The organism is Flavobacteriales bacterium (assembly GCA_025210295.1).
Taxonomy (GTDB): domain Bacteria; phylum Bacteroidota; class Bacteroidia; order Flavobacteriales_D; family Parvicellaceae; genus S010-51.
In genome coordinates this window covers 516947-536024 of sequence record JAOASC010000016.1, presented here as the reverse complement: position 1 = coordinate 536024, position 19078 = coordinate 516947, and the positions used below count along the sequence as shown (strand labels likewise).

The 19078-nt window shown below is 33.2% G+C and carries 16 protein-coding genes; 10 read left to right on the top strand and 6 right to left on the bottom strand.

From position 1 onward, the window contains the following. Positions 1 to 42: 42 nt before the first annotated feature. The 4 genes from guaA to N4A35_04895 all read left to right on the top strand — a co-directional run bounded on the left by guaA (position 43) and on the right by N4A35_04895 (position 5480). Positions 43 to 1575 (top strand): glutamine-hydrolyzing GMP synthase, encoded by a 1533-nt coding sequence (guaA, locus tag N4A35_04910; GenBank protein MCT4580739.1) that lies wholly within the window; start codon positions 43 to 45, stop codon positions 1573 to 1575. A gap of 126 nt (positions 1576 to 1701) precedes the next feature. Beyond that, positions 1702 to 3615, top strand: coding sequence for a LysM peptidoglycan-binding domain-containing protein (locus N4A35_04905; GenBank protein ID MCT4580738.1), 1914 nt, complete (start codon positions 1702 to 1704; stop codon positions 3613 to 3615). Positions 3616 to 3622: 7 nt separating this feature from the next. Further along, complete coding sequence (gene gcvT, locus N4A35_04900) at positions 3623 to 4699, top strand: glycine cleavage system aminomethyltransferase GcvT (GenBank protein MCT4580737.1); 1077 nt, start codon at positions 3623 to 3625, stop codon at positions 4697 to 4699. Between the two features lie 58 nt (positions 4700 to 4757). Continuing rightward, entirely contained in the window at positions 4758 to 5480 is a 723-nt protein-coding gene (locus N4A35_04895; GenBank protein ID MCT4580736.1) for a 2-phosphosulfolactate phosphatase, read from the top strand. Positions 5481 to 5512: 32 nt separating this feature from the next. Here the strand turns inward: N4A35_04895 and N4A35_04890 are convergent, their stop codons facing one another. From N4A35_04890 to trkA, 6 genes are all read right to left on the bottom strand, one after another. Then, complete coding sequence (locus tag N4A35_04890) at positions 5513 to 6289, bottom strand: hypothetical protein (GenBank protein MCT4580735.1); 777 nt, start codon at positions 6287 to 6289, stop codon at positions 5513 to 5515. 11 nt (positions 6290 to 6300) lie between these two features. Continuing rightward, complete coding sequence (locus N4A35_04885) at positions 6301 to 7563, bottom strand: hypothetical protein (GenBank protein MCT4580734.1); 1263 nt, start codon at positions 7561 to 7563, stop codon at positions 6301 to 6303. Between the two features lie 246 nt (positions 7564 to 7809). After that, positions 7810 to 10350 (bottom strand): ATP-dependent Clp protease ATP-binding subunit, encoded by a 2541-nt coding sequence (locus tag N4A35_04880; protein MCT4580733.1) that lies wholly within the window; start codon positions 10348 to 10350, stop codon positions 7810 to 7812. Positions 10351 to 10509: 159 nt separating this feature from the next. Continuing rightward, a complete protein-coding gene (locus tag N4A35_04875; GenBank protein ID MCT4580732.1) occupies positions 10510 to 11325 on the bottom strand; it encodes a 2,3,4,5-tetrahydropyridine-2,6-dicarboxylate N-succinyltransferase in 816 nt (271 codons plus the stop codon). 12 nt (positions 11326 to 11337) lie between these two features. Continuing rightward, positions 11338 to 12813: a TrkH family potassium uptake protein gene (locus N4A35_04870; GenBank protein ID MCT4580731.1), complete on the bottom strand. Its 1476-nt coding sequence runs from the start codon at positions 12811 to 12813 to the stop codon at positions 11338 to 11340. A 3-nt stretch (positions 12814 to 12816) separates the two neighbouring features. Next, positions 12817 to 14157 carry a Trk system potassium transporter TrkA gene (gene trkA / locus N4A35_04865; protein ID MCT4580730.1) on the bottom strand — a complete coding sequence of 447 codons (1341 nt, stop codon included), beginning with the start codon at positions 14155 to 14157 and terminating at the stop codon, positions 12817 to 12819. A 251-nt stretch (positions 14158 to 14408) separates the two neighbouring features. Here trkA and N4A35_04860 point away from each other — a divergent pair, with 251 nt between their 5' ends. The 6 genes from N4A35_04860 (at position 14409) to kdsB (ending at position 19042) form a co-directional block, all read left to right on the top strand. Beyond that, positions 14409 to 15341 (top strand): tetraspanin family protein, encoded by a 933-nt coding sequence (locus tag N4A35_04860; GenBank protein ID MCT4580729.1) that lies wholly within the window; start codon positions 14409 to 14411, stop codon positions 15339 to 15341. 70 nt (positions 15342 to 15411) lie between these two features. Next, entirely contained in the window at positions 15412 to 16152 is a 741-nt protein-coding gene (locus N4A35_04855; protein ID MCT4580728.1) for a DUF3822 family protein, read from the top strand. Then, on the top strand, positions 16153 to 16680 hold the full coding sequence (rsmD, locus tag N4A35_04850) for a 16S rRNA (guanine(966)-N(2))-methyltransferase RsmD (protein MCT4580727.1): 528 nt from the start codon (positions 16153 to 16155) through the stop codon (positions 16678 to 16680). It begins immediately after the preceding gene. Between the two features lie 124 nt (positions 16681 to 16804). Beyond that, the gene (locus N4A35_04845) at positions 16805 to 17365 is read left to right on the top strand and encodes a ribosomal RNA adenine dimethylase (GenBank protein ID MCT4580726.1); all 561 of its coding nucleotides are present in this window, start codon (positions 16805 to 16807) and stop codon (positions 17363 to 17365) included. 23 nt (positions 17366 to 17388) lie between these two features. Next, positions 17389 to 18279, top strand: coding sequence for a 3-hydroxybutyryl-CoA dehydrogenase (locus N4A35_04840; GenBank protein ID MCT4580725.1), 891 nt, complete (start codon positions 17389 to 17391; stop codon positions 18277 to 18279). Positions 18280 to 18283: 4 nt separating this feature from the next. Beyond that, positions 18284 to 19042, top strand: coding sequence for a 3-deoxy-manno-octulosonate cytidylyltransferase (gene kdsB, locus N4A35_04835; protein MCT4580724.1), 759 nt, complete (start codon positions 18284 to 18286; stop codon positions 19040 to 19042). Positions 19043 to 19078: the final 36 nt, after the last annotated feature.

Here is a 19078-nt window from a genome sequence, read left to right as displayed (position 1 = left end):
TTCATTCTGACATAAATTGTAAAAATACTATCTTTGCCAGCTATGGAAGAAATGGTACTGGTTTTAGATTTTGGTTCTCAATATACACAGCTTATAGCCCGTAGAATCAGAGAGTTAAATGTTTATTGTGAAATTCATCCTTGGAATAAAATTCCTGAAATAACAGCCAATGTCAAAGCGGTGATTTTATCAGGAAGTCCATTTAGTGTGAGAGATGAGCAAGCCCCTCAACCTGATTTATCTCAAATTAAAGGAAAATTACCATTACTTGGAGTTTGTTTTGGAGCACAATATTTAGCGAATCAATTTGGTGGAGAAGTTTTACCATCTAAGATTAGAGAATATGGAAGAGCGAACTTAACTTATGTCAACGAAAGCTTTCCATTAACCAAAGCCATACCTAATCATTCACAAGTATGGATGAGCCATGGAGACACTATAGCTACTATTCCTGATAATTATGAAATTATTTGTAGTACAGCTGATGTTAAGGTTGCAGGTTATCATATCAAAGGAGAGCAAACCTATGGAATACAATTTCATCCAGAAGTTTATCACAGTACAGACGGTGCAACTTTATTAAAGAATTTTATTGTAGATATAGCAGGCTTTTCTCAAAGTTGGACGCCAGATTCATTTGTTGAGCAAACAGTAGCAGAGTTAAAAGAAAAATTGGGGAATGATAAAGTAGTTTTAGGATTATCAGGAGGTGTTGACTCTTCTGTAGCAGCAATGTTATTGAATAAAGCAATAGGACAAAACCTTTACTGCATCTTTGTGGACAATGGATTACTTCGTAAAAATGAATTTGAAGAAGTGTTAGAAAATTACAAAGGATTAGGTCTTAATGTAAAGGGGGTTGATGCTAAAGATGATTTTTATGCTGAGCTCAAAGGATTAACAGATCCAGAAGCTAAACGTAAAGCAATAGGAAAAGTTTTTGTAGATACTTTCGATAAAGAAGCGCATTTAATAGAAAATGTTACTTGGCTAGCACAAGGTACAATCTATCCAGATGTGATTGAGTCTGTTTCTGCAACAGGCGGACCATCTGCTACAATAAAATCCCACCATAATGTTGGAGGTCTTCCTGACTATATGAAATTAAAAATCGTAGAACCTTTACGTTCTTTATTTAAAGATGAAGTACGTAGAGTAGGACGTTCTATGGGGATGCCACAAGAGTTGTTAGGGCGTCATCCATTCCCAGGTCCAGGCCTTGGAATTCGTATCTTAGGAGATGTAACTGCAGAAAAGGTACGTATTTTGCAAGAGGTAGATCATATCTTTATTAGTGGATTAAAAAGAGAAGGTTTATATGATCAAGTTTGGCAAGCTGGAAGTATCTTGTTGCCTGTTCAGTCTGTAGGTGTCATGGGAGATGAACGAACTTATGAAAATGCTGTGGCTTTGCGAGCTGTAACGTCTACAGATGGAATGACAGCCGATTGGAGCCATTTACCTTACGAGTTTTTGGCAAAGGTATCGAACGACATCATTAACAAAGTAAAAGGAATAAATAGAGTAACATACGATATTAGTTCGAAACCTCCTGCAACAATAGAGTGGGAATAAAAAAGTTTGTGTACAAAATAACTTGTATTTTGTGCCGTGAAATAAAAAATAGTGTTTAGTTAAAGATGAATACTTAGTTATAATATATCCAAAATGAGGGTATGTTATATATAATATAACAAGTAAATGAAACAGATTATAACAATAATAGCAGTTGTAGTAGCTTCGACTTTGTTTGCTCAAATAGGTAAAGTTCCTGTTGTTACGCATAATGGAGTGAAGTGTTATGAACATACTGTAGAAAAGAAACAGACAGCATACGGTATAAGTCGTATGTATAAAGTTGATATTAACCAACTATATGAACTTAATCCAACAGCTCAGTCAGGGTTAAGCATCGGTCAAAAAATCTATTTACCATTACCTGAATCTGAACAAACTACCGTTGTGGTTCCTCAAACTAGAGGTGAGTCCATTCAACAAGAAGGTTTAGCAGCCAATGAAAACCAATTGGTTCATACAGTTCAAAAAGGAGAAACGTTATGGTCAATAGCAAGAAAATATGGGGTTAATCCTAAAGATGTAACAGATGCAAACCTAGAAAAAGGAAATAATTTAAGTATAGGAGATCAAATTATTATTCCAATTTCTGACGCTGTTAAGAAAGATGAAACCACTCCAATTGTTGATGTTCCTGTAAATCCATTGGAAAACCCAGAGGATAGTATCATTTTACATAAAGTTAAAAAAGGAGAAACAATGTATGGTATTGCCAATCAATACGGAGTAACTCAACAAGCAATTTTAGCTGCTAACGATAACCTTGTTGATGGGCTAAAAAAGGGAATGAAGATTAGAATTCCATTAAAAAGGAAAGTTATTCTAAAGCCAAGAATAGAAGAAGTTATTGTAGCCGATACCAACAAAGTAGATTCTATAGTAGAGTTAATTACAGCAGATTCAAGACAAGAGCAAGTGTATGATGTTGCTATATTATTGCCCTTTGAATTAGCCGAAAATGCTAGAAGAATGGCTAAATGCCCTCCTTTTGGTGAGTGTCTAACTTATGCCAATACATTTAGAGCGTTAAATTTTCACCATGGAATGCTATTGGCAATAGATTCTTTAAAGCAAGCAGGTGTTAATCTGAATGTTAGGGTTTATGATACGAAAGCTGATACTGCTACAGTCAATAAAATATTAAGGAAAGCAGAGTTTAAGGAGGTTGATTTAATTATTGGTCCTATTTACGTTAAAGAAATAAAGATCGTGACTAAATACGCTAAACGAAATAAGATACAAATGGTTTGTCCAGTACCAGTATCAAATAAAGCATTATTCCAAAATCCTTATGTATCAAAATTAACAGCTTCTAAATATACTCAAGTAGAATACTTGGCACGATATATTGCAGAGCACCATCACCAAGAAAACATCATTTTAGTACGTAATAAGTACAACAAAACAGATGAGGTATATTTTCAATTATTTAAAAAATTGTATGCCAAAGAAGTGGTAAAATATGATGCAAGAAGTTCAGATTCTGTAAAAGTAGCGATTGGCGTTGGAAAATCATCGAAGTTGATTTATGTTCAACAGCACATGGTTGCGGATAAGAAAAATATAATTGTAGATTTATCGACTAATCTAGGTCATGTTAGCAACTTGATTACTAAATTAACTACTACAATGAATTCAAATCCATATAATCGTTATGAAATTGCATTATTTGGTATGGAGGATTGGCAAACTTTTGAGACGGTAGATGAGAAGTATAAAAACCGATATAATTTAAGTATTGTAGCTCCAGGTTTCCTTGACTTTAAGTCACCAGAATCGATTGCTTTCATTCAAAAGTATAGAGCAAAATATGGAACAGATCCTGATAAATTTTCTTTTATAGGGTTTGATGCAGCTTTTACGAATATTAAAGGCCTCTTTTTGTATGGGACAGAGTATGCTAAGTATTATGATCAACTCAAAACCAAAGGATATTACAACACTAGTGATTATCACTCAGCAGAAGAGGGTAGTGGATTCGAAAACAAAAATGTTTCGATTATAGAATATAATAATTATCATTTAAGAAAGGTAAATTAAAAGAAGAATGAAGACAACAGCTTTAACGCAAAAACATATTGATTTAGGGGCTAAGATGGTCCCGTTTGCAGGATATGACATGCCTGTTCAATACGAAGGAGTAAATGTAGAGCATGCAACAGTAAGAGAAGGAGTAGGTGTGTTTGATGTATCTCATATGGGAGAGTTTTTATTAAAAGGAGAAAAAGCTTTAGATCTAATTCAAAAAGTAACGTCTAATGATGCTTCTAAATTATTTGACGGTAGAGCTCAGTACTCTTGTATGCCTAACAATGATGGAGGTATTGTTGATGATTTACTAGTTTATCGAATCTCTGAAAAAGAATACTTATTAGTTGTTAATGCTTCAAATATTCAGAAAGATTGGGATTGGATAGCTTCACATAATTCCTTTGGTGTTGAAATGGAAAATATTAGTGATTCCATGTCTTTGTTGGCGGTTCAAGGCCCTAAAGCAACAGAAACTTTACAAAAATTGACTGATGTTAACTTAGCTGAAGTTAAGTATTATCATTTTACAAAAGGAGTGTTTGCAGGAGTAGATAATGTCATTTTATCTGCAACAGGTTATACAGGATCAGGAGGTTTTGAATTGTATATTCCCAATGAGGTAGCTGAAGCTGTATGGGATGCTGTTTTTGAAGCAGGTGAGGAGTTTGGAATAAAGCCTATCGGTTTAGCTGCAAGAGATACCTTACGTTTAGAAATGGGATTCTGTTTATATGGAAATGATATAGATGATACAACTTCTCCACTAGAAGCTGGTTTAGGATGGATAACTAAGTTTACAAAAGAGTTTGTAAATTCAGAAGCTTTAAAAGCTCAAAAAGAAGCCGGAATAACTAAAAAGTTAGTAGGATTTGAGTTACTAGAAAGAGGGATTCCTAGACACGACTATGCAATTGTAGATGAAGCTGGAAATACTATTGGTAGAGTAACTTCTGGAACGATGGCTCCATCTTTGAAAAAAGCAATTGGAATGGGGTATGTAAATAAAGAATTTTCAACAGAAGGGTCAACAGTATATATTCAAATTAGAAATAAACAAATACCTGCATCAGTAGTAAAGTTTCCTTTTAAATAGATTATAATATACAGAAATCAAATTAAGGAAATAGAGTAAAGATACGAGAATATAGATAATGGAGAATAGGAAGAAAGTAGAAGTGTGTCATACCCCAAGTTTGTATCCACAATACAAAAAAGAAAATCAAATTGTGGTGGTGATAGACGTGTTGAGGGCAACATCAGCAATGTGTGCAGCTTTTGATAATGGTGTAAAAAAAATAATTCCTGTAGCAACAATTGAGGAGGCTAGAGGATATCAAGAAGAGGGGTATATTGTAGCGGCAGAACGTAAAGGTCAGATTGTTGAGGGGTTTAACTTAGGGAATTCTCCTTACGGTTTTATGACTGGTGAATATAAAGATCAAACAATTGTGATCACAACTACGAATGGAACGCGTGCTTTTCATACAGCTAGAGATGCAGAAGAAGTCGTGATAGGGTCTTTGTTAAATTTAGACGCCTTGAGCCAGTGGTTGGTTGAACAAGATAAAGATGTACTATGTTTAGCATCTGGTTGGAAAGATAAGTTTTGTTTAGAAGATACAATTTGTGCAGGTGCTTTTGTAGATAACCTTATCAAAAGTGGGAAGTTTACTACAGATGAAGATTCATCTATAGCAGCTAAATACTTATACCTTTCTGCAAAAGATAACTATATGGCCTTTTTAAAAGCTTCTTCTCATAGAAGAAGACTAAAAGCATTAAATTTAAATGAGGATATTAAGTATTGCTTAACGCCTAATCAAACGAATGTCATACCAATTAGAAAAGATAATTACTTAGTATTATTAAAGTAATAGGAAAACTAAAGAGGAAATAGAAATGATTATTACCTCTTTCCTGATTTCCCAATCTCAATTCCATAGGTTATTAGGGTTTTGTTAAACCAAATTTTAAAAGTTCCACTAACTGGAGCCGAGCTGTTAAAGTCTGTAGTGCTAAAGCTACCACTTGCATAAGAAAAGTGCTGACTAACTTCCAAGTAATGCTTCAGTCTTCTTTTTGACGAGAAAACAACGCCTATAGACGGTTCAAATAAAGGACCATTGTTTACATTCTGTATATCAATTCTATTATTACTATTAAAGTTATAACCTAGTTTTGCTCGGGTATAATAAGCTTTTTTTCCTTTGGTAAAAATGTATTTACTATTAATGTAAATAGGAGTAGATCTCACAAATATTCCAGGAATAGAGAGAGGAAGAGAAACAAAGTTACTAAACCTACCTACACCAATTCCAACTTCAGCATAATTAAAACGCTTATTTAATGAAAGGTGCATGTTTCCATGATTGTAACCTGCACTTACAGAGGCGTTTAATAATAAACTGTTTCGATAGTGAAACTTGCTATTGTAAAAAATCCTTACGTTATGATTCAAGTATATTTTCTTGATTTTTTTCAAGTTATGACTAATCTTTTCTTGGCTAGGAAATAAAGAGTAGGAGATAGAATCACTAGTTATTGCTTCAATGTGGGCAATATCTCGAGCATTTTTACCTTTTTGTTTGACCACCACAATAGAATGCTCAAAAGGAATAGTTTGACTAAACACCCCTACTTGTATAATGAAATATAAAAGTAGGGATGATAAGATATGATTCATTTTTATGCTCATTAGTAATTAACAGCGCTTAACGGTGATAATTCTAAAGTATTGTAATCAATAACGTATTGCTGTAAACCAGATTCGTTAGTGGTAAGTATGATATTAGGATTACTTGGGTGTTCCATAATGTCATACACTTCAATATTCGTTTTAGTCATTACTTTAGTTAAGTTTAAAGGATCGTTAGCATCAAAGATGGATAAACCATTTTTACCTTCACCAACAAATAAATAGTGATTAATCAACTGCATACCATAAGGACTTGTCATGGTAATCTGTTCATGAAGCTTAGGGAAACTCGTTTGTTCAATATCAATTACATGTAAAGCATTCTCATCTCCACTACATCCACCAAAATCACCAGTTCTTAATGTTAGATAAGCTACATTTTCTTTAGGTAAAACCGGATCGCATGAAGTAGTATGGAAATAAGTACCTTCTTGAACAGGGTTAGAAGGATTAGTGATATCTACAATAAGCATTGAGTTTAACGTTCCAATAAATAGCTTATTATCTTCAGGGTAAATTGTTTCAATTCCATTCTGTAAAAACAATTCGTCTATTTTAGATAATTCATTATTAGTATTGTGAAAAGTATACAATTGGGTTCCTCCAATAACATATACATGATCATTAGATAATGCAATTTTATTAAGCGTTCCTTTACTTTCTCTGCTACTACTTGTAAAAGAAGAAGGGACAGATGATGGAGGAATAGTTTTTCTTAGGTAATCGTAATATAGGTAACCATCCTTTCTGATCGCCTTTTCTTCGGGACTATTAATTTTAAAAGTTTCTGTCGCTACAGCATAAGAAAAACCTATAATTGCTTCTCCTTGACTGTTGAGAAGAGGAGTGCCAAAAGCATTTTCTAATCGATCAATTAGAGTTGGATTGGAAAGATCAGATACATCAATTTTGATTAAATCGTATTGAGTTTCAGCATAAATGATATTATCCTCAATGTAAAACTCTTTATTGAAAGGTATCTGTATAAAAGAAACTGGTGAAGGTGAAGCTGGTGTAGTATTGTCAAATACGTGAATCCCCTCATTTTCTTCTCCTATCAGTAATACATTTTCATCAATAAAAATTTTACCTGGATTCTGAATGGTTTTTGGAACAGTAACTAAAGGAGATGTTCTAATTTCATCTAAACTGCCATATATTGCAGTAGCCTTATTATAGGTTAATGATATAACTCCTTTATCTTTATGACAAGAGAAGAGTAAAAAAATTGAACTCGCCAAAATCAAATAACTTGTTTTCATAGCTTTTAAGTTTTAATTGTGTTAAGTAGAAGTGTAACTTATAGTTTAATGACTTTATAGAGAAATGATGGTTGCTTATTTAAACGGTATATATGCTATTTTTATTCAAAAAAAAGGCAATTTTACATAGATATAACGTCTTTTTTCTTAGATTATTGTAATGGGGGGCTAGTTTCGATTCCATCCATAAAAAAAGCCAGAAACAATACATCGCTTCTGGCTTTTTTCTTTATGTGTGATTAAAACTTAATCTTCCTTAGCTTTAGAGGTTTTTTTTCCTTTCTTCACTTCGACAACGATCTCAGAATCGTTAAAATCTACTAAAAGTGTATCTCCCTCTTTAACATTGGCTTTAATAATTTCTTCTGCTAAAGGATCCTCTAGGTACTTTTGAATAGAACGTTTTAAAGGTCTAGCTCCATAGTTCTTGTCATACCCTTTATCAGCAATATAATCTTTTGCTTTTTCAGATAGCTCGATATTGTACCCTAAATCATGAACTCTACTAAATAGTTTTTTCAGTTCAATATCAATAATTTTATGAATATCTTCTCTTTCAAGAGAGTTAAACATAATCACATCATCAATACGGTTTAAGAATTCAGGAGCAAAAGCTTTCTTTAGAGCATTTTGTATAACGCCTTTATTATCTTCTTCCATAGCATCTTCTTTGGCTTTAGTTCCAAATCCTACGCCTCCTCCAAATTCAGCCAATTGACGAGCTCCTATATTTGAAGTCATGATAATAATAGTATTTCTAAAGTCTACTTTACGACCTAAGCTATCAGTTAATTGACCATCATCTAAAGCCTGTAATAATAGATTAAATACATCAGGATGTGCTTTTTCTATTTCGTCTAACAAAACGATAGAGTAGGGACGTCGTCTAACTTTTTCAGTTAATTGACCACCTTCTTCATATCCTACATATCCCGGAGGCGCTCCAATTAAACGTGTAACAGCAAATTTCTCCATGTATTCACTCATATCAATACGAATAAGTGATTCTTCTGTATCAAACATTTGCTTTGCTAATACTTTACATAATTGTGTTTTACCAACACCAGTAGGTCCTAAGAAAATAAAAGAACCAATAGGCTTATTAGGATCTTTTAATCCAGCTCTATTTCTTTGAATAGCTTTGACTACTTTTTTAATCGCGTCATCTTGTCCAATAACCGATCCTTTTAAGTCAGTCCCCATTTTTAATAAACGACCACTTTCTTTTTCAGCAACACGTTGTACAGGAATTCCAGTCATCATCGCAATTACTTCAGCAACATTTTCTTCAGTTACAGTTTCTTTATGCGTTTTACTTTCTTCTTCCCATTTAAGCTTTGCATTATCTAAAGCTTCATATAGTTTACGTTCAGTATCTCTAAGCTTTGCAGCTTCTTCATATTGCTGACTTCTAACAACTTTGTTCTTTTCCTCTTTTATCGCTTCAATATCTTTTTCTAACTTAATGATTTCTTTTGGAACATTGATGTTAGAAATGTGTACTCTAGAACCAACTTCATCTAATGCGTCAATGGCTTTATCAGGAAGATGTCTATCTGTGATATAACGAGCTGTTAATTTTACACAAGCTTCTATGGCGTCATCAGTATAATTAACATTATGATGATCTTGATATTTTTCTTTGATATTATTTAATATCGCGATAGTTTCATCAATAGAAGTAGGCTCAACAAGCACTTTTTGGAAACGTCTTTCCAAAGCTCCATCTTTTTCGATGTGCTGTCTGTACTCATCTAATGTCGTTGCACCTATACATTGGATTTCACCTCTTGCAAGAGCAGGTTTTAACATATTAGAGGCATCTAAAGATCCAGAAGCTCCACCAGCCCCAACAATTGTATGTATCTCATCGATAAAAAGAATAATTTCTGGCGACTTAGATAATTCATTCATCACCGCTTTCATTCTTTCTTCAAACTGTCCTCTATATTTCGTTCCAGCTACTAATGAAGCTAAATCAAGAGAAACAATTCGTTTATTAAATAATACCCTTGAAACTTTACGTTGGACAATTCTTAAAGCTAAACCTTCAGCAATTGCAGATTTACCAACACCTGGTTCACCTATTAAAATTGGATTGTTCTTTTTCCTTCTACTTAAAATTTGAGAGACACGTTCAATTTCATCTTGACGACCTACAATAGGGTCCAGTTTACCTTCTTCAGCAAATTTGGTTAAATCTCTTCCAAAGTTATCTAATACTGGTGTTTTTGATTTGCTATCTCCAGGTTTTCTACTAGAAGAACCTCCACTTCCAAAGCCTCCAGATCTTGGTTGATCATCATCTGGCGTTCCAGGAAGTTCAGCTTTTGGCGTTTCTTTATATCCTTGTTCCATCATTAGTTCTAATTCTTCTTTTACGTATTCGTAATTTATGTTATAGTCGATTAAGGTTTTGGTAGCTATATTTTCTTCTTCTTTTAGAATAGATAATAATAGGTGTTCAGTACCTATCATATTACTCTTGTATAGTTTGGCTTCTAAATAAGTGATTTTTAAAACCTTTTCTGCTTGTTTTAATAAGGGTAAGTTCCCAGAATTAACACTTTTGTTTAAGCCGTTAGGTAATTCGCTTTCTAATTGCTTTCTAAGCTCTTTGATATCTACTCCCTTAGATTTAATAATTTTTAAGGCAATTCCTTCCCCCTCTCTTATTAATCCAAGCAATAAATGTTCAACACCTATATAATCATGTCCCAACCTTAAAGCTTCTTCTCTACTGTAACTAATTACATCTTTTACTCTTGGTGAAAATTTTGCCTCCATAACCTCAATTATTTATCGTGAATAAAAATAGTTAAAATCTCATTCGAAATGATATAAAAACCGTTCAAATATTATTCCAACTATTCAAATGACGAAAATTAATTTATAAAGTTGACAGAATTTCAGTTAAGTTATTAACATTATAAATGTTAGTTTGTACTATACAGCAACATCATTTTCTCTTAAAGCATCATTTAAAGAAGTCTTTAAATCTGTACTAGCTTTTCGTTCTCCAATAATTAAAGCACAGGGAACTTGGTATTCTCCTGCATTAAATTTTTTGGTATAAGTTCCTGGAATAACGACCTTACGTTCTGGAACATATCCTTTATATTCTTTAGGCTCGTCACCTGTAACATCAATTATTTTTGTTGATTTTGTTAATACAACATTGGCTCCTAAAACCGCTTCTTTTCCAACCCTTACTCCTTCTACGATAATACAACGACTTCCAATAAAGGCATTGTCTTCAATGATTACTGGAGAAGCTTGTAGCGGTTCTAATACGCCACCAATACCAACACCTCCACTTAAGTGGACATTTTTACCAATTTGAGCGCAAGATCCTACTGTTGCCCAAGTGTCAACCATTGTCCCACTATCAACATAGGCTCCTATGTTAACATAAGACGGCATCATGATAACTCCTTTAGCTACATAAGCTCCATAACGTGCAATGGCGTGTGGAACCACACGAACCCCTAAATCTTTATAGTTTGTTTTAAGCGCCATTTTGTCATGAAACTCAAAAGGTCCAACTGCTATGGTTTCCATTTTACGAATAGGGAAGTAGAGTACTACAGCTTTTTTTACCCATTCGTTGACTTTCCAAGAGTCACCAACTGGTTCAGCTGTTCTTAAAATGCCTTTGTCTACTGCTTCAATAACTTCTTCAATAGCAGCTATTGTTTCTTTTTCTTCTAATAAAGCGCGGTTATCCCAAGCTTGTTCTATAATTGATTGTAAATGTTCCATGTTATTTTGTGTTTAATTTCTTCTCCAAAAATAGGGCGTAAATAGGAGTGCAACGGTGAAAAGTTCTAATCGTCCCATCAACATTAATAATGCTAAAATCCATTTTGTTCCATCAGGGAGACCACCAAAATGTCCTGATGGACCTAAATCTCCAATACCAGGCCCCACGTTCCCTAATGAAGTTGCAACGGCACTTAGTGCCTCGTCAAACTTAACACCAAAGGCCGTTAAAGCTATAGCTCCAATAGTAAAAATAAAAAGGTATAAAAAGATAAAAGCCAAAAGGTTGTAAATAATCTTATTAGAAACCGGTTCTTTATTCAGGTGAACAGGGATGATAGCATTAGGGTGTAATCGCTTTTTAAATTCTAAGAAACCATTTTTCATTAAGACAACAATCCTTACTATTTTAATTCCTCCACTTGTAGAACCCGCAGATGCACCTGAGAACAATAGTAGAAAGAAAATAAAGGTTACCAATGGTCCCCATAAAGTAAAATCAGCAGTTGCATATCCTGTTGTTGTAATCATACTAACCACTTGAAATAAAACCATTCTAAAAGACTCTTCAATACTGTTGTAGTTATGGTAAACAAAAGGTGTTAAAACGATTGAAAGTCCGATCACAGCCATTAAATACCACTTAAACTCATCATTCTTAAAAAAGTATTTGAGTTTTCCCTTAAAACCAAAATAGATTAAGGTAAAATTGGTCCCAGCTATAAACATAAAAATAGTGATGATATATTCAATTAATGGAGATTGAAATTCGCCAACACTTCCATCTTTAGTTGAAAATCCACCCGTTGAATTGGTGGTTAGTGCGTGATTAATTGCATCATAAAAATCCATCCCAGCAAACATTAGGATAATTGTTTCTAATACCGTTAATCCAAAATAAATAACCCAAAGTCGTTTAGCTGTTTCTTTAATCCTAGGATGAATTTTATCTTTGGTAGGTCCAGGAGCTTCAGCAACAAACAATTCCATTCCTCCAATACCTAGAAGAGGTAAAATAGCGATGGTTAGTACGATAATTCCCATACCTCCAATCCATTGTGTCATACTTCTCCAAAATAAGAGGCTAGGAGCTAATTCTGAAATCTTATGCCCAGCGTCACCTAAAATTGTAGCCCCTGTAGTTGTTAAACCTGACATGGTTTCAAAGAAAGCATCATGAATACTTGGTATTTGACTAGAGATGTAATAAGGAAGTGTCCCAAAAACTGCCATAGATAACCAACCAAGTGAAACAATTAAATAACCCTCTCGCTTTTTTATTTCATCATTATGATGGCTTTTGGTGGCCAATCGAGCAGTTAATCCAGTCCCAAATGTAATCAGACAAGAAAGGATAATATAAAGGTGCATCCCATCTTTAAAATAGAAAGAAAAAGGAAGACTAAATGCCATCAAGAAACCACTAATCATAAGAAGAGAGCCTACAACATGCACAACCACTCTCCAGTTTATAAGTCTTTTAGCCATATTTTAATGAAAAAATCGTTCTATTTTAGATATTGATTCCGTTGCAGAAAAAACAACTGCTTTATCCCCGGCTTCAAGTGTGAAATCTCCAAAAGGAATAAACCCTTCATCGTTTCTAATTACTCCAGCAATATTAGCGTTTTTAGGAAAGTCTAATTTTTTAATTGGTTTTTTGGTGATTTTAGTACCTGGTTTTACAATGTATTCAATAACTTCTGCATCTACTCCATGTAAACTTGCAATCGCATCAACATCACCTTTTCTAACGTATTTAAAAATGTTACTAGCAGCAATAATTTTTTTATTGATAAGTGTATCAATACCAATGGCTTGAGATAAGTGGATATAATCAATGTTCTCGACACGGGCAATGGTCTTTTTAACACCATGGTTCTTAGCAACCAAGCAAGACATGATGTTTGTTTCTGAGTCTCCTGTTGCTGAGATAAAGGCATCCATATCATTTAAGCCCTCGTTTTCTAAAGATTCCACATCTCTAGCATCAAGATTAACTACTAATGTACGTTTCAATTTACCAGCTATCTTTTCGCATTTAGCTCGGTCACGTTCAATTAATGTTACATTATATTCCTTTTCTAATAATTGGGCGGTCATAATACCAATATTACTACCTCCCAGTATCATTACGTCTTTAATCTCAAAACATTCTCTCCCGCATAGACTAATTACATTGTCAATACATTGAGGAGGGGCAATGAAATAAAGGATATCATTGGTTTTAATTAAAGTATCCGCATTTACAATTATAGTATCTTCATTTCTATGAAGAGCAATCGGTTTAAAATCTAAGTTAGGGTTTAAATAGGCACTTTCTTGTACAGTTCTATTGACAAGTGGCGACTTTTCTCCAACTGTAATTCCAAATACCGTTAACTTCCCCTCATCAAATTCTAAATCATCTGTAAAAACTGATCGGCTCAATAACAGCTTAATTTCTTTTGAAACTAAATCTACAGGAGAAATTAAGGTGTCTACACCTAATTGGTTATACATCTCTTTTAACTCACAATTTAAAATGTCTAAATCGTTAATTCTAGCAATTGTTCTTTTTGCTCCAAATTTTTTGGCTAAAATAGAGACTAACAGGTTGGTCTCTTCTGAGGATGTAACAGCAATTAATAAATCACAACTGTCAACTTTAGCATCCATCAAAACATCCATAGACTTGGCATCACCACAAATGGTAAAAACATCAATGTGGGAAGCAACATAATGTAAACGTTCTTCATTTTCATCGATTAAATAAATGTCTTTTGATTCGCTAGCCATTAACTTAGCTAAGTGATAACCTACAGCACCAGCACCAGTAATAATTATTTTCATATTGTATATTCAATCCTTATTTAAATCATCCATTGGATTACTTCTTACAAATATAACTATCATCTAGATATACATGAGTAAAAATGAGCTTTATTTCTTAATTTTTAAGCAAAATAAAAGTTATTTTGAATCGTTATTAACAACCGAATTACCTTCGTTAATAACCTTTTAATAGTTTAGAAGAAAAATAAAGATTAAATTTTAAAAAAAATGTTAGTTTTGTAACCATTGTTAAAAAATAAAGAATACTTATGTTAGAACAAATAGGAGTCTTTTCGAAGAAGTTTATGTTTCCTTTAATGATTATAGTTACAGGAATCGTGTTGATTATTGTAGGAAATACAATTGATCCAACAACTAATATTAAACAAACGAATGATTTTCAATTAGGAGCTTATGCTATTTTGGGAGCGGGGGTTATTTCCCTATTGTACATGTTGGAAGTTATCAATAAGCTCGTAAATGTAGTGGCTTTATTAACATTGTTCGTCCTCACTGCTTTTTTTGCTTATAAATCTTATCAATCTGTAATGCAAACTATTGCTGAAAGAGATGCTAAGAAAGAGTGGGATGATAATACAAAACAAGCTCTTTCTGATGTTAGAGATGTTCAAGTTGCCTATAAAAAGAAGTATGGTTTTTATGCTTCAGATTACAAAGAGTTAAAAAGATTTCTTCAAGAGGATAAAGTTATGGATATTGTGATTGATGGAGATATTCCAGATAGAAGAATAACTGACGAAGAAGGAAAAATATTAGGGTATAACAAGTTAAAAGACGAGGAAAAATACAATGATATTGACGAAGCTGAAGCTGTTCAATTAGGAATAATCGAAATTGATACACTTTGGTATCCTATTATGGAGGTGATGTACACTGGTGAGCAAGCAGTTAAAAATAATGACGATCGTTTATATCCTTTTGAATTAGAGACATTAGGGAAAATTGTAAGTGTGAAAAGTGTAGATAAGTTGACAAAAGAAAATGGAAGAGCTAAAAAAATAGCGGCATTAAATCCTCCAGTTTATCCAATGTATACTGATACAATAAGAGAGGGAGAAGATTTAATCGCTCATTTCTATGCTTATGATCCAGTTCCTTATGATCCTTTTGTAAAGAGAGATACATTAAGTATAGGGTCTAAGACAGAACCAAAAACTAACGGAAGTTGGGCAGATAAATAAGACCTAAGATTAATAATAAGATACTTAATCCCTTTTGTTGAAATTCAATAAAAGGGATTTTTAATTTTGTATGGAAAAATCAGAAGTACATAAAGAACTTTTATTAGTGATCGTTAGTGGTTATTACTTTAAAATAATCAGAGATACCGTTTCTAAACAGGTAATTAGTAGTGCCAGTTCATCTAAATTAGAAGATGTAATAGATGGAGAAGATGCTTATAATCGGGTGCTAGTTAGGTATTTAGATCGAAATTTTACATTGATACCAACGGCTTTATATGTAGAGCATCATAAAAAAACATATTTAGATTACACTTTGTCGAAAGGAGAAGCTGGGATGAAATATAGGGCTTCTTCAATTCCTGCTGAAAAAATGGAAGTAATTTGGGGGGTAGATGAAAATATAGCAACCAAAGTCATTCAAAAGTATAAAGGAGCTAATTTTGAAAGCTTGTTGAGTAGTTTTATTAGTAAAGCTTCTGCTCAGAAAGACAGGAATAAAATTACCTCTTTATTTTTAGGAGAAACAGCTGTTTTTTTAGTGGTTATCAATGGAGTGGTTCAACTGGTCAATCAGTTTGAAGTGAAACAAGTAGAGGACGCTTTGTATTATCACTTGTTGTTATTGCAATATACTGGAGTGGAGGAGCATCAGTTGACTGTTGAGACAGGAGGAGTATTTGCTGATATGAATTTGTTTCTTGATAAATTAGGAGCATATTTTTCAAATATTCAACGTGTTTTTTCTGCTGATACCAATACTTATCATGTTGAAAGAGGGATACTTGAAATAGAAAAAAGTTTACATTAAATGAGGATAATTAGAGGGAAATATAAAGGGAAAAGGATACTAGCTCCCAAAAACATAAAGGCTAGACCAACAACAGATTTTGCAAAAGAAGCATTGTTTAACGTGTTGGAAAATAGCTATGATTTTGATGGCTTAGAGGTTTTAGATTTATTTGCTGGTATAGGAAGTATCTCTTTAGAATTTGCTTCAAGAGGAGCTCAAAAAGTTGATGCCGTTGATATCGCATTACAAAGTATTAAGTTTATTAGTAAAATTAGTGAAGAATTAGCGTTGCCAGTTAGGGCTTTTAAATACAATGCTTTTACTTATTTGACTAAACCGCATCATCAATATGATATTATTTTTGCCGATCCACCTTATGGAATGGATAATTTAAACAAAATTCCTGAATTGGTGTTTGAAAATAAAATGCTTACAGCAAATGGAATTTTAATTGTAGAGCATGATCAACGAACAGATTTAAGTAGTCATCCTAGTTATGTGAATACAAGAAGTTATGGAAAAGTAAATTTTTCGTTTTTTGAATAATATTTTGTTTAAGACCTATGTTGTTCACTTTAAGAGATCAGAATGTTTAAAAGATTTAGAGTGAATTTCTATGTACTTAGCTATAATACTTATATTTGTAGCTATAACCAATAAAACTAAAATTTTGGCTAAGAAAAGTGGTTTTTTTAATGAATTTTTGAAAGAACGAAAGACAGTTGGAGCTGTAGCTCCTAGTTCTAAGTTTTTGATGAAAAAAATGTTTGCCCCTATTGAATTTGATAAGGCTGATGTTATTGTAGAGTTAGGACCAGGAAATGGAGTGTTTACAAAAGGTCTTTTAGAAGAAATGAAACCTGGTAGTAGGTTACTTTCTTTTGAATTAAGCAGAAACTTTTATGAGCATATTAACTTAAATATAAGGGATGAAAAATTAAACCTTATTAATGATTCAGCTGAAAAACTGGAACAATATTTAGCGTTAGAGGGAATCCATAAGGTTGATTATGTGGTCTCTTCATTGCCATTGGCAGTTATTCCAGAAGCAGTTAAAAATAAAATTTTAGATGCTAGTGTCAAAGCTTTAGGGAAAGAGGGGAAATATATTCAATTTCAGTATTCATTAAATGCGCGTAAGTTATTACAAACGAAGTTTAAAAATGTAAGCTATAAATTTGCGCCAGTAAATATCCCTCCTGCTTTCGTTTATCAATGTTCAAATTTATAATTCATAAATAATAATTAATTACAATGAAAAATATTACCGTAATAGGAGCTGGTACTATGGGGAATGGAATTGCTCATGTATTTGCACAAAGTGGATTTAATGTATCGTTAGTCGATATTTCTGAAGATAGTTTAACCAAAGCGTTAGCTACAATCACAAAGAATTTAGATCGTTTAATCAAAAAAGAAAGAATTTCTGAGGAAGATAAGTCTAATACTTTAGGTAATATAACAACATTTACATCTTTAGAAGAAGGAGCTAAAAATGCTGACTTAGTAGTAGAGGCAGCTACAGAAAATGTAGAGATAAAACTGTCGATATTTAAAGATATGGATAAGTTTGCTCCAGAAAATGCCATCTTAGCAACCAACACATCTTCTATTTCAATTACCAAAATTGCAGCAGTAACTTCAAGACCAGAGAAAGTGATTGGTATGCATTTTATGAATCCAGTTCCTGTAATGAAATTGGTAGAGATTATTAGAGGATATTCTACGTCTGATGAAGTGTTAACAACAATTATGGAAACTTCTAGAGCCTTAAAAAAAGTGCCTGTTGAAGTCAATGATTACCCTGGGTTTGTTGCCAATAAGATTTTAATGCCTATGATTAATGAGGCTATTATTACGTTGCATGAAGGAACAGCTGGTGTAGAAGAAATTGATACCGTAATGAAGTTGGGAATGGCTCATCCAATGGGACCATTACAATTAGCAGATTTTATTGGGTTAGATGTATGTTTGGCTATTTTAAAAGTATTACAAGATGGTTATGGAACAGCGAAGTATGCGCCATGTCCATTATTAGTAAACATGGTTACTGCTGGAAAGTTAGGGGTTAAATCTGGTGAAGGTTTTTACTCATGGACTCATGGAACTAAAGAGTTGGTTGTAGCAGATAATTTTAAAAAGTAATTGAATGAATATTTTAGGGGTCATACCAGCAAGATATGGTTCAACCAGATTAGAAGGGAAGCCATTGGTAGATATTTGTGGGAAGCCCATGATTCAACGTGTTTATGAACAAAGTAAAAAAGTGTTGGATCATGTTGTTGTAGCAACAGATGACGAGAGGATAGAAGAGGCCGTAAAAGCTTTTGGAGGAGAGGTTGTAATGACGAGCAAAGAACATACTACTGGTACCAACAGATGTTTAGAGGCTTACAAAATTGTTCAAGCTAAAAGTGATTTGAGCTTTGAGGCTGTAATTAACATTCAAGGAGATGAACCTTTATTAGAACCTGAACAAATTAGGTGTTTGGTAAGTTGTTTTGAAGACCCTAAAACCGAATTGGCTACCTTGGTGATGCCAGTAGCAAATGAGGGAGATTTGTTTAATGAGAGTGAAGTGTTTGTTGTTTTTGATAAGAATAAGCGTGCACTGTACTTTAGTCGATCTGTTATTCCTCATATAAGAGGAGTGCATAAAACAAAGTGGTTGCAACATCATACATTTTACAAACATCTTGGAATGTATGGTTTTACGACGGAATCTTTAAAAGCATTTGCTGAAATGGAGCAAACAAAATTAGAGTTAACAGAGTCGTTAGAACAAAATAGATGGTTAGAGAATGGTGGAGTAATTAAAATAGAGATTACGCAACACGATTCCATTCCAGTAGATACAATTGATGATTTAGAGAAAGTAAGACGAATCGTTTCTGAAATTGAATCTTAACTTTATTTAAAAGTGTTTAATTTACTGGTTATAAAA

Coding starts and splice junctions, on each gene's coding strand:
- N4A35_04880 (MCT4580733.1), bottom strand. CDS start 10,350: ATGGAGGCAAAATTTTCACCAAGAGTAAAAGATGTAATTAGTTACAGT.
- N4A35_04870 (MCT4580731.1), bottom strand. CDS start 12,813: ATGGCTAAAAGACTTATAAACTGGAGAGTGGTTGTGCATGTTGTAGGC.
- kdsB (MCT4580724.1), top strand. CDS start 18,284: ATGAATATTTTAGGGGTCATACCAGCAAGATATGGTTCAACCAGATTA.
- N4A35_04875 (MCT4580732.1), bottom strand. CDS start 11,325: ATGGAACATTTACAATCAATTATAGAACAAGCTTGGGATAACCGCGCT.
- trkA (MCT4580730.1), bottom strand. CDS start 14,157: ATGAAAATAATTATTACTGGTGCTGGTGCTGTAGGTTATCACTTAGCT.
- guaA (MCT4580739.1), top strand. CDS start 43: ATGGAAGAAATGGTACTGGTTTTAGATTTTGGTTCTCAATATACACAG.
- N4A35_04885 (MCT4580734.1), bottom strand. CDS start 7,563: ATGAAAACAAGTTATTTGATTTTGGCGAGTTCAATTTTTTTACTCTTC.
- N4A35_04890 (MCT4580735.1), bottom strand. CDS start 6,289: ATGAATCATATCTTATCATCCCTACTTTTATATTTCATTATACAAGTA.
- gcvT (MCT4580737.1), top strand. CDS start 3,623: ATGAAGACAACAGCTTTAACGCAAAAACATATTGATTTAGGGGCTAAG.
- N4A35_04855 (MCT4580728.1), top strand. CDS start 15,412: ATGGAAAAATCAGAAGTACATAAAGAACTTTTATTAGTGATCGTTAGT.
- N4A35_04840 (MCT4580725.1), top strand. CDS start 17,389: ATGAAAAATATTACCGTAATAGGAGCTGGTACTATGGGGAATGGAATT.
- N4A35_04905 (MCT4580738.1), top strand. CDS start 1,702: ATGAAACAGATTATAACAATAATAGCAGTTGTAGTAGCTTCGACTTTG.
- N4A35_04860 (MCT4580729.1), top strand. CDS start 14,409: ATGTTAGAACAAATAGGAGTCTTTTCGAAGAAGTTTATGTTTCCTTTA.
- N4A35_04895 (MCT4580736.1), top strand. CDS start 4,758: ATGGAGAATAGGAAGAAAGTAGAAGTGTGTCATACCCCAAGTTTGTAT.
- rsmD (MCT4580727.1), top strand. CDS start 16,153: ATGAGGATAATTAGAGGGAAATATAAAGGGAAAAGGATACTAGCTCCC.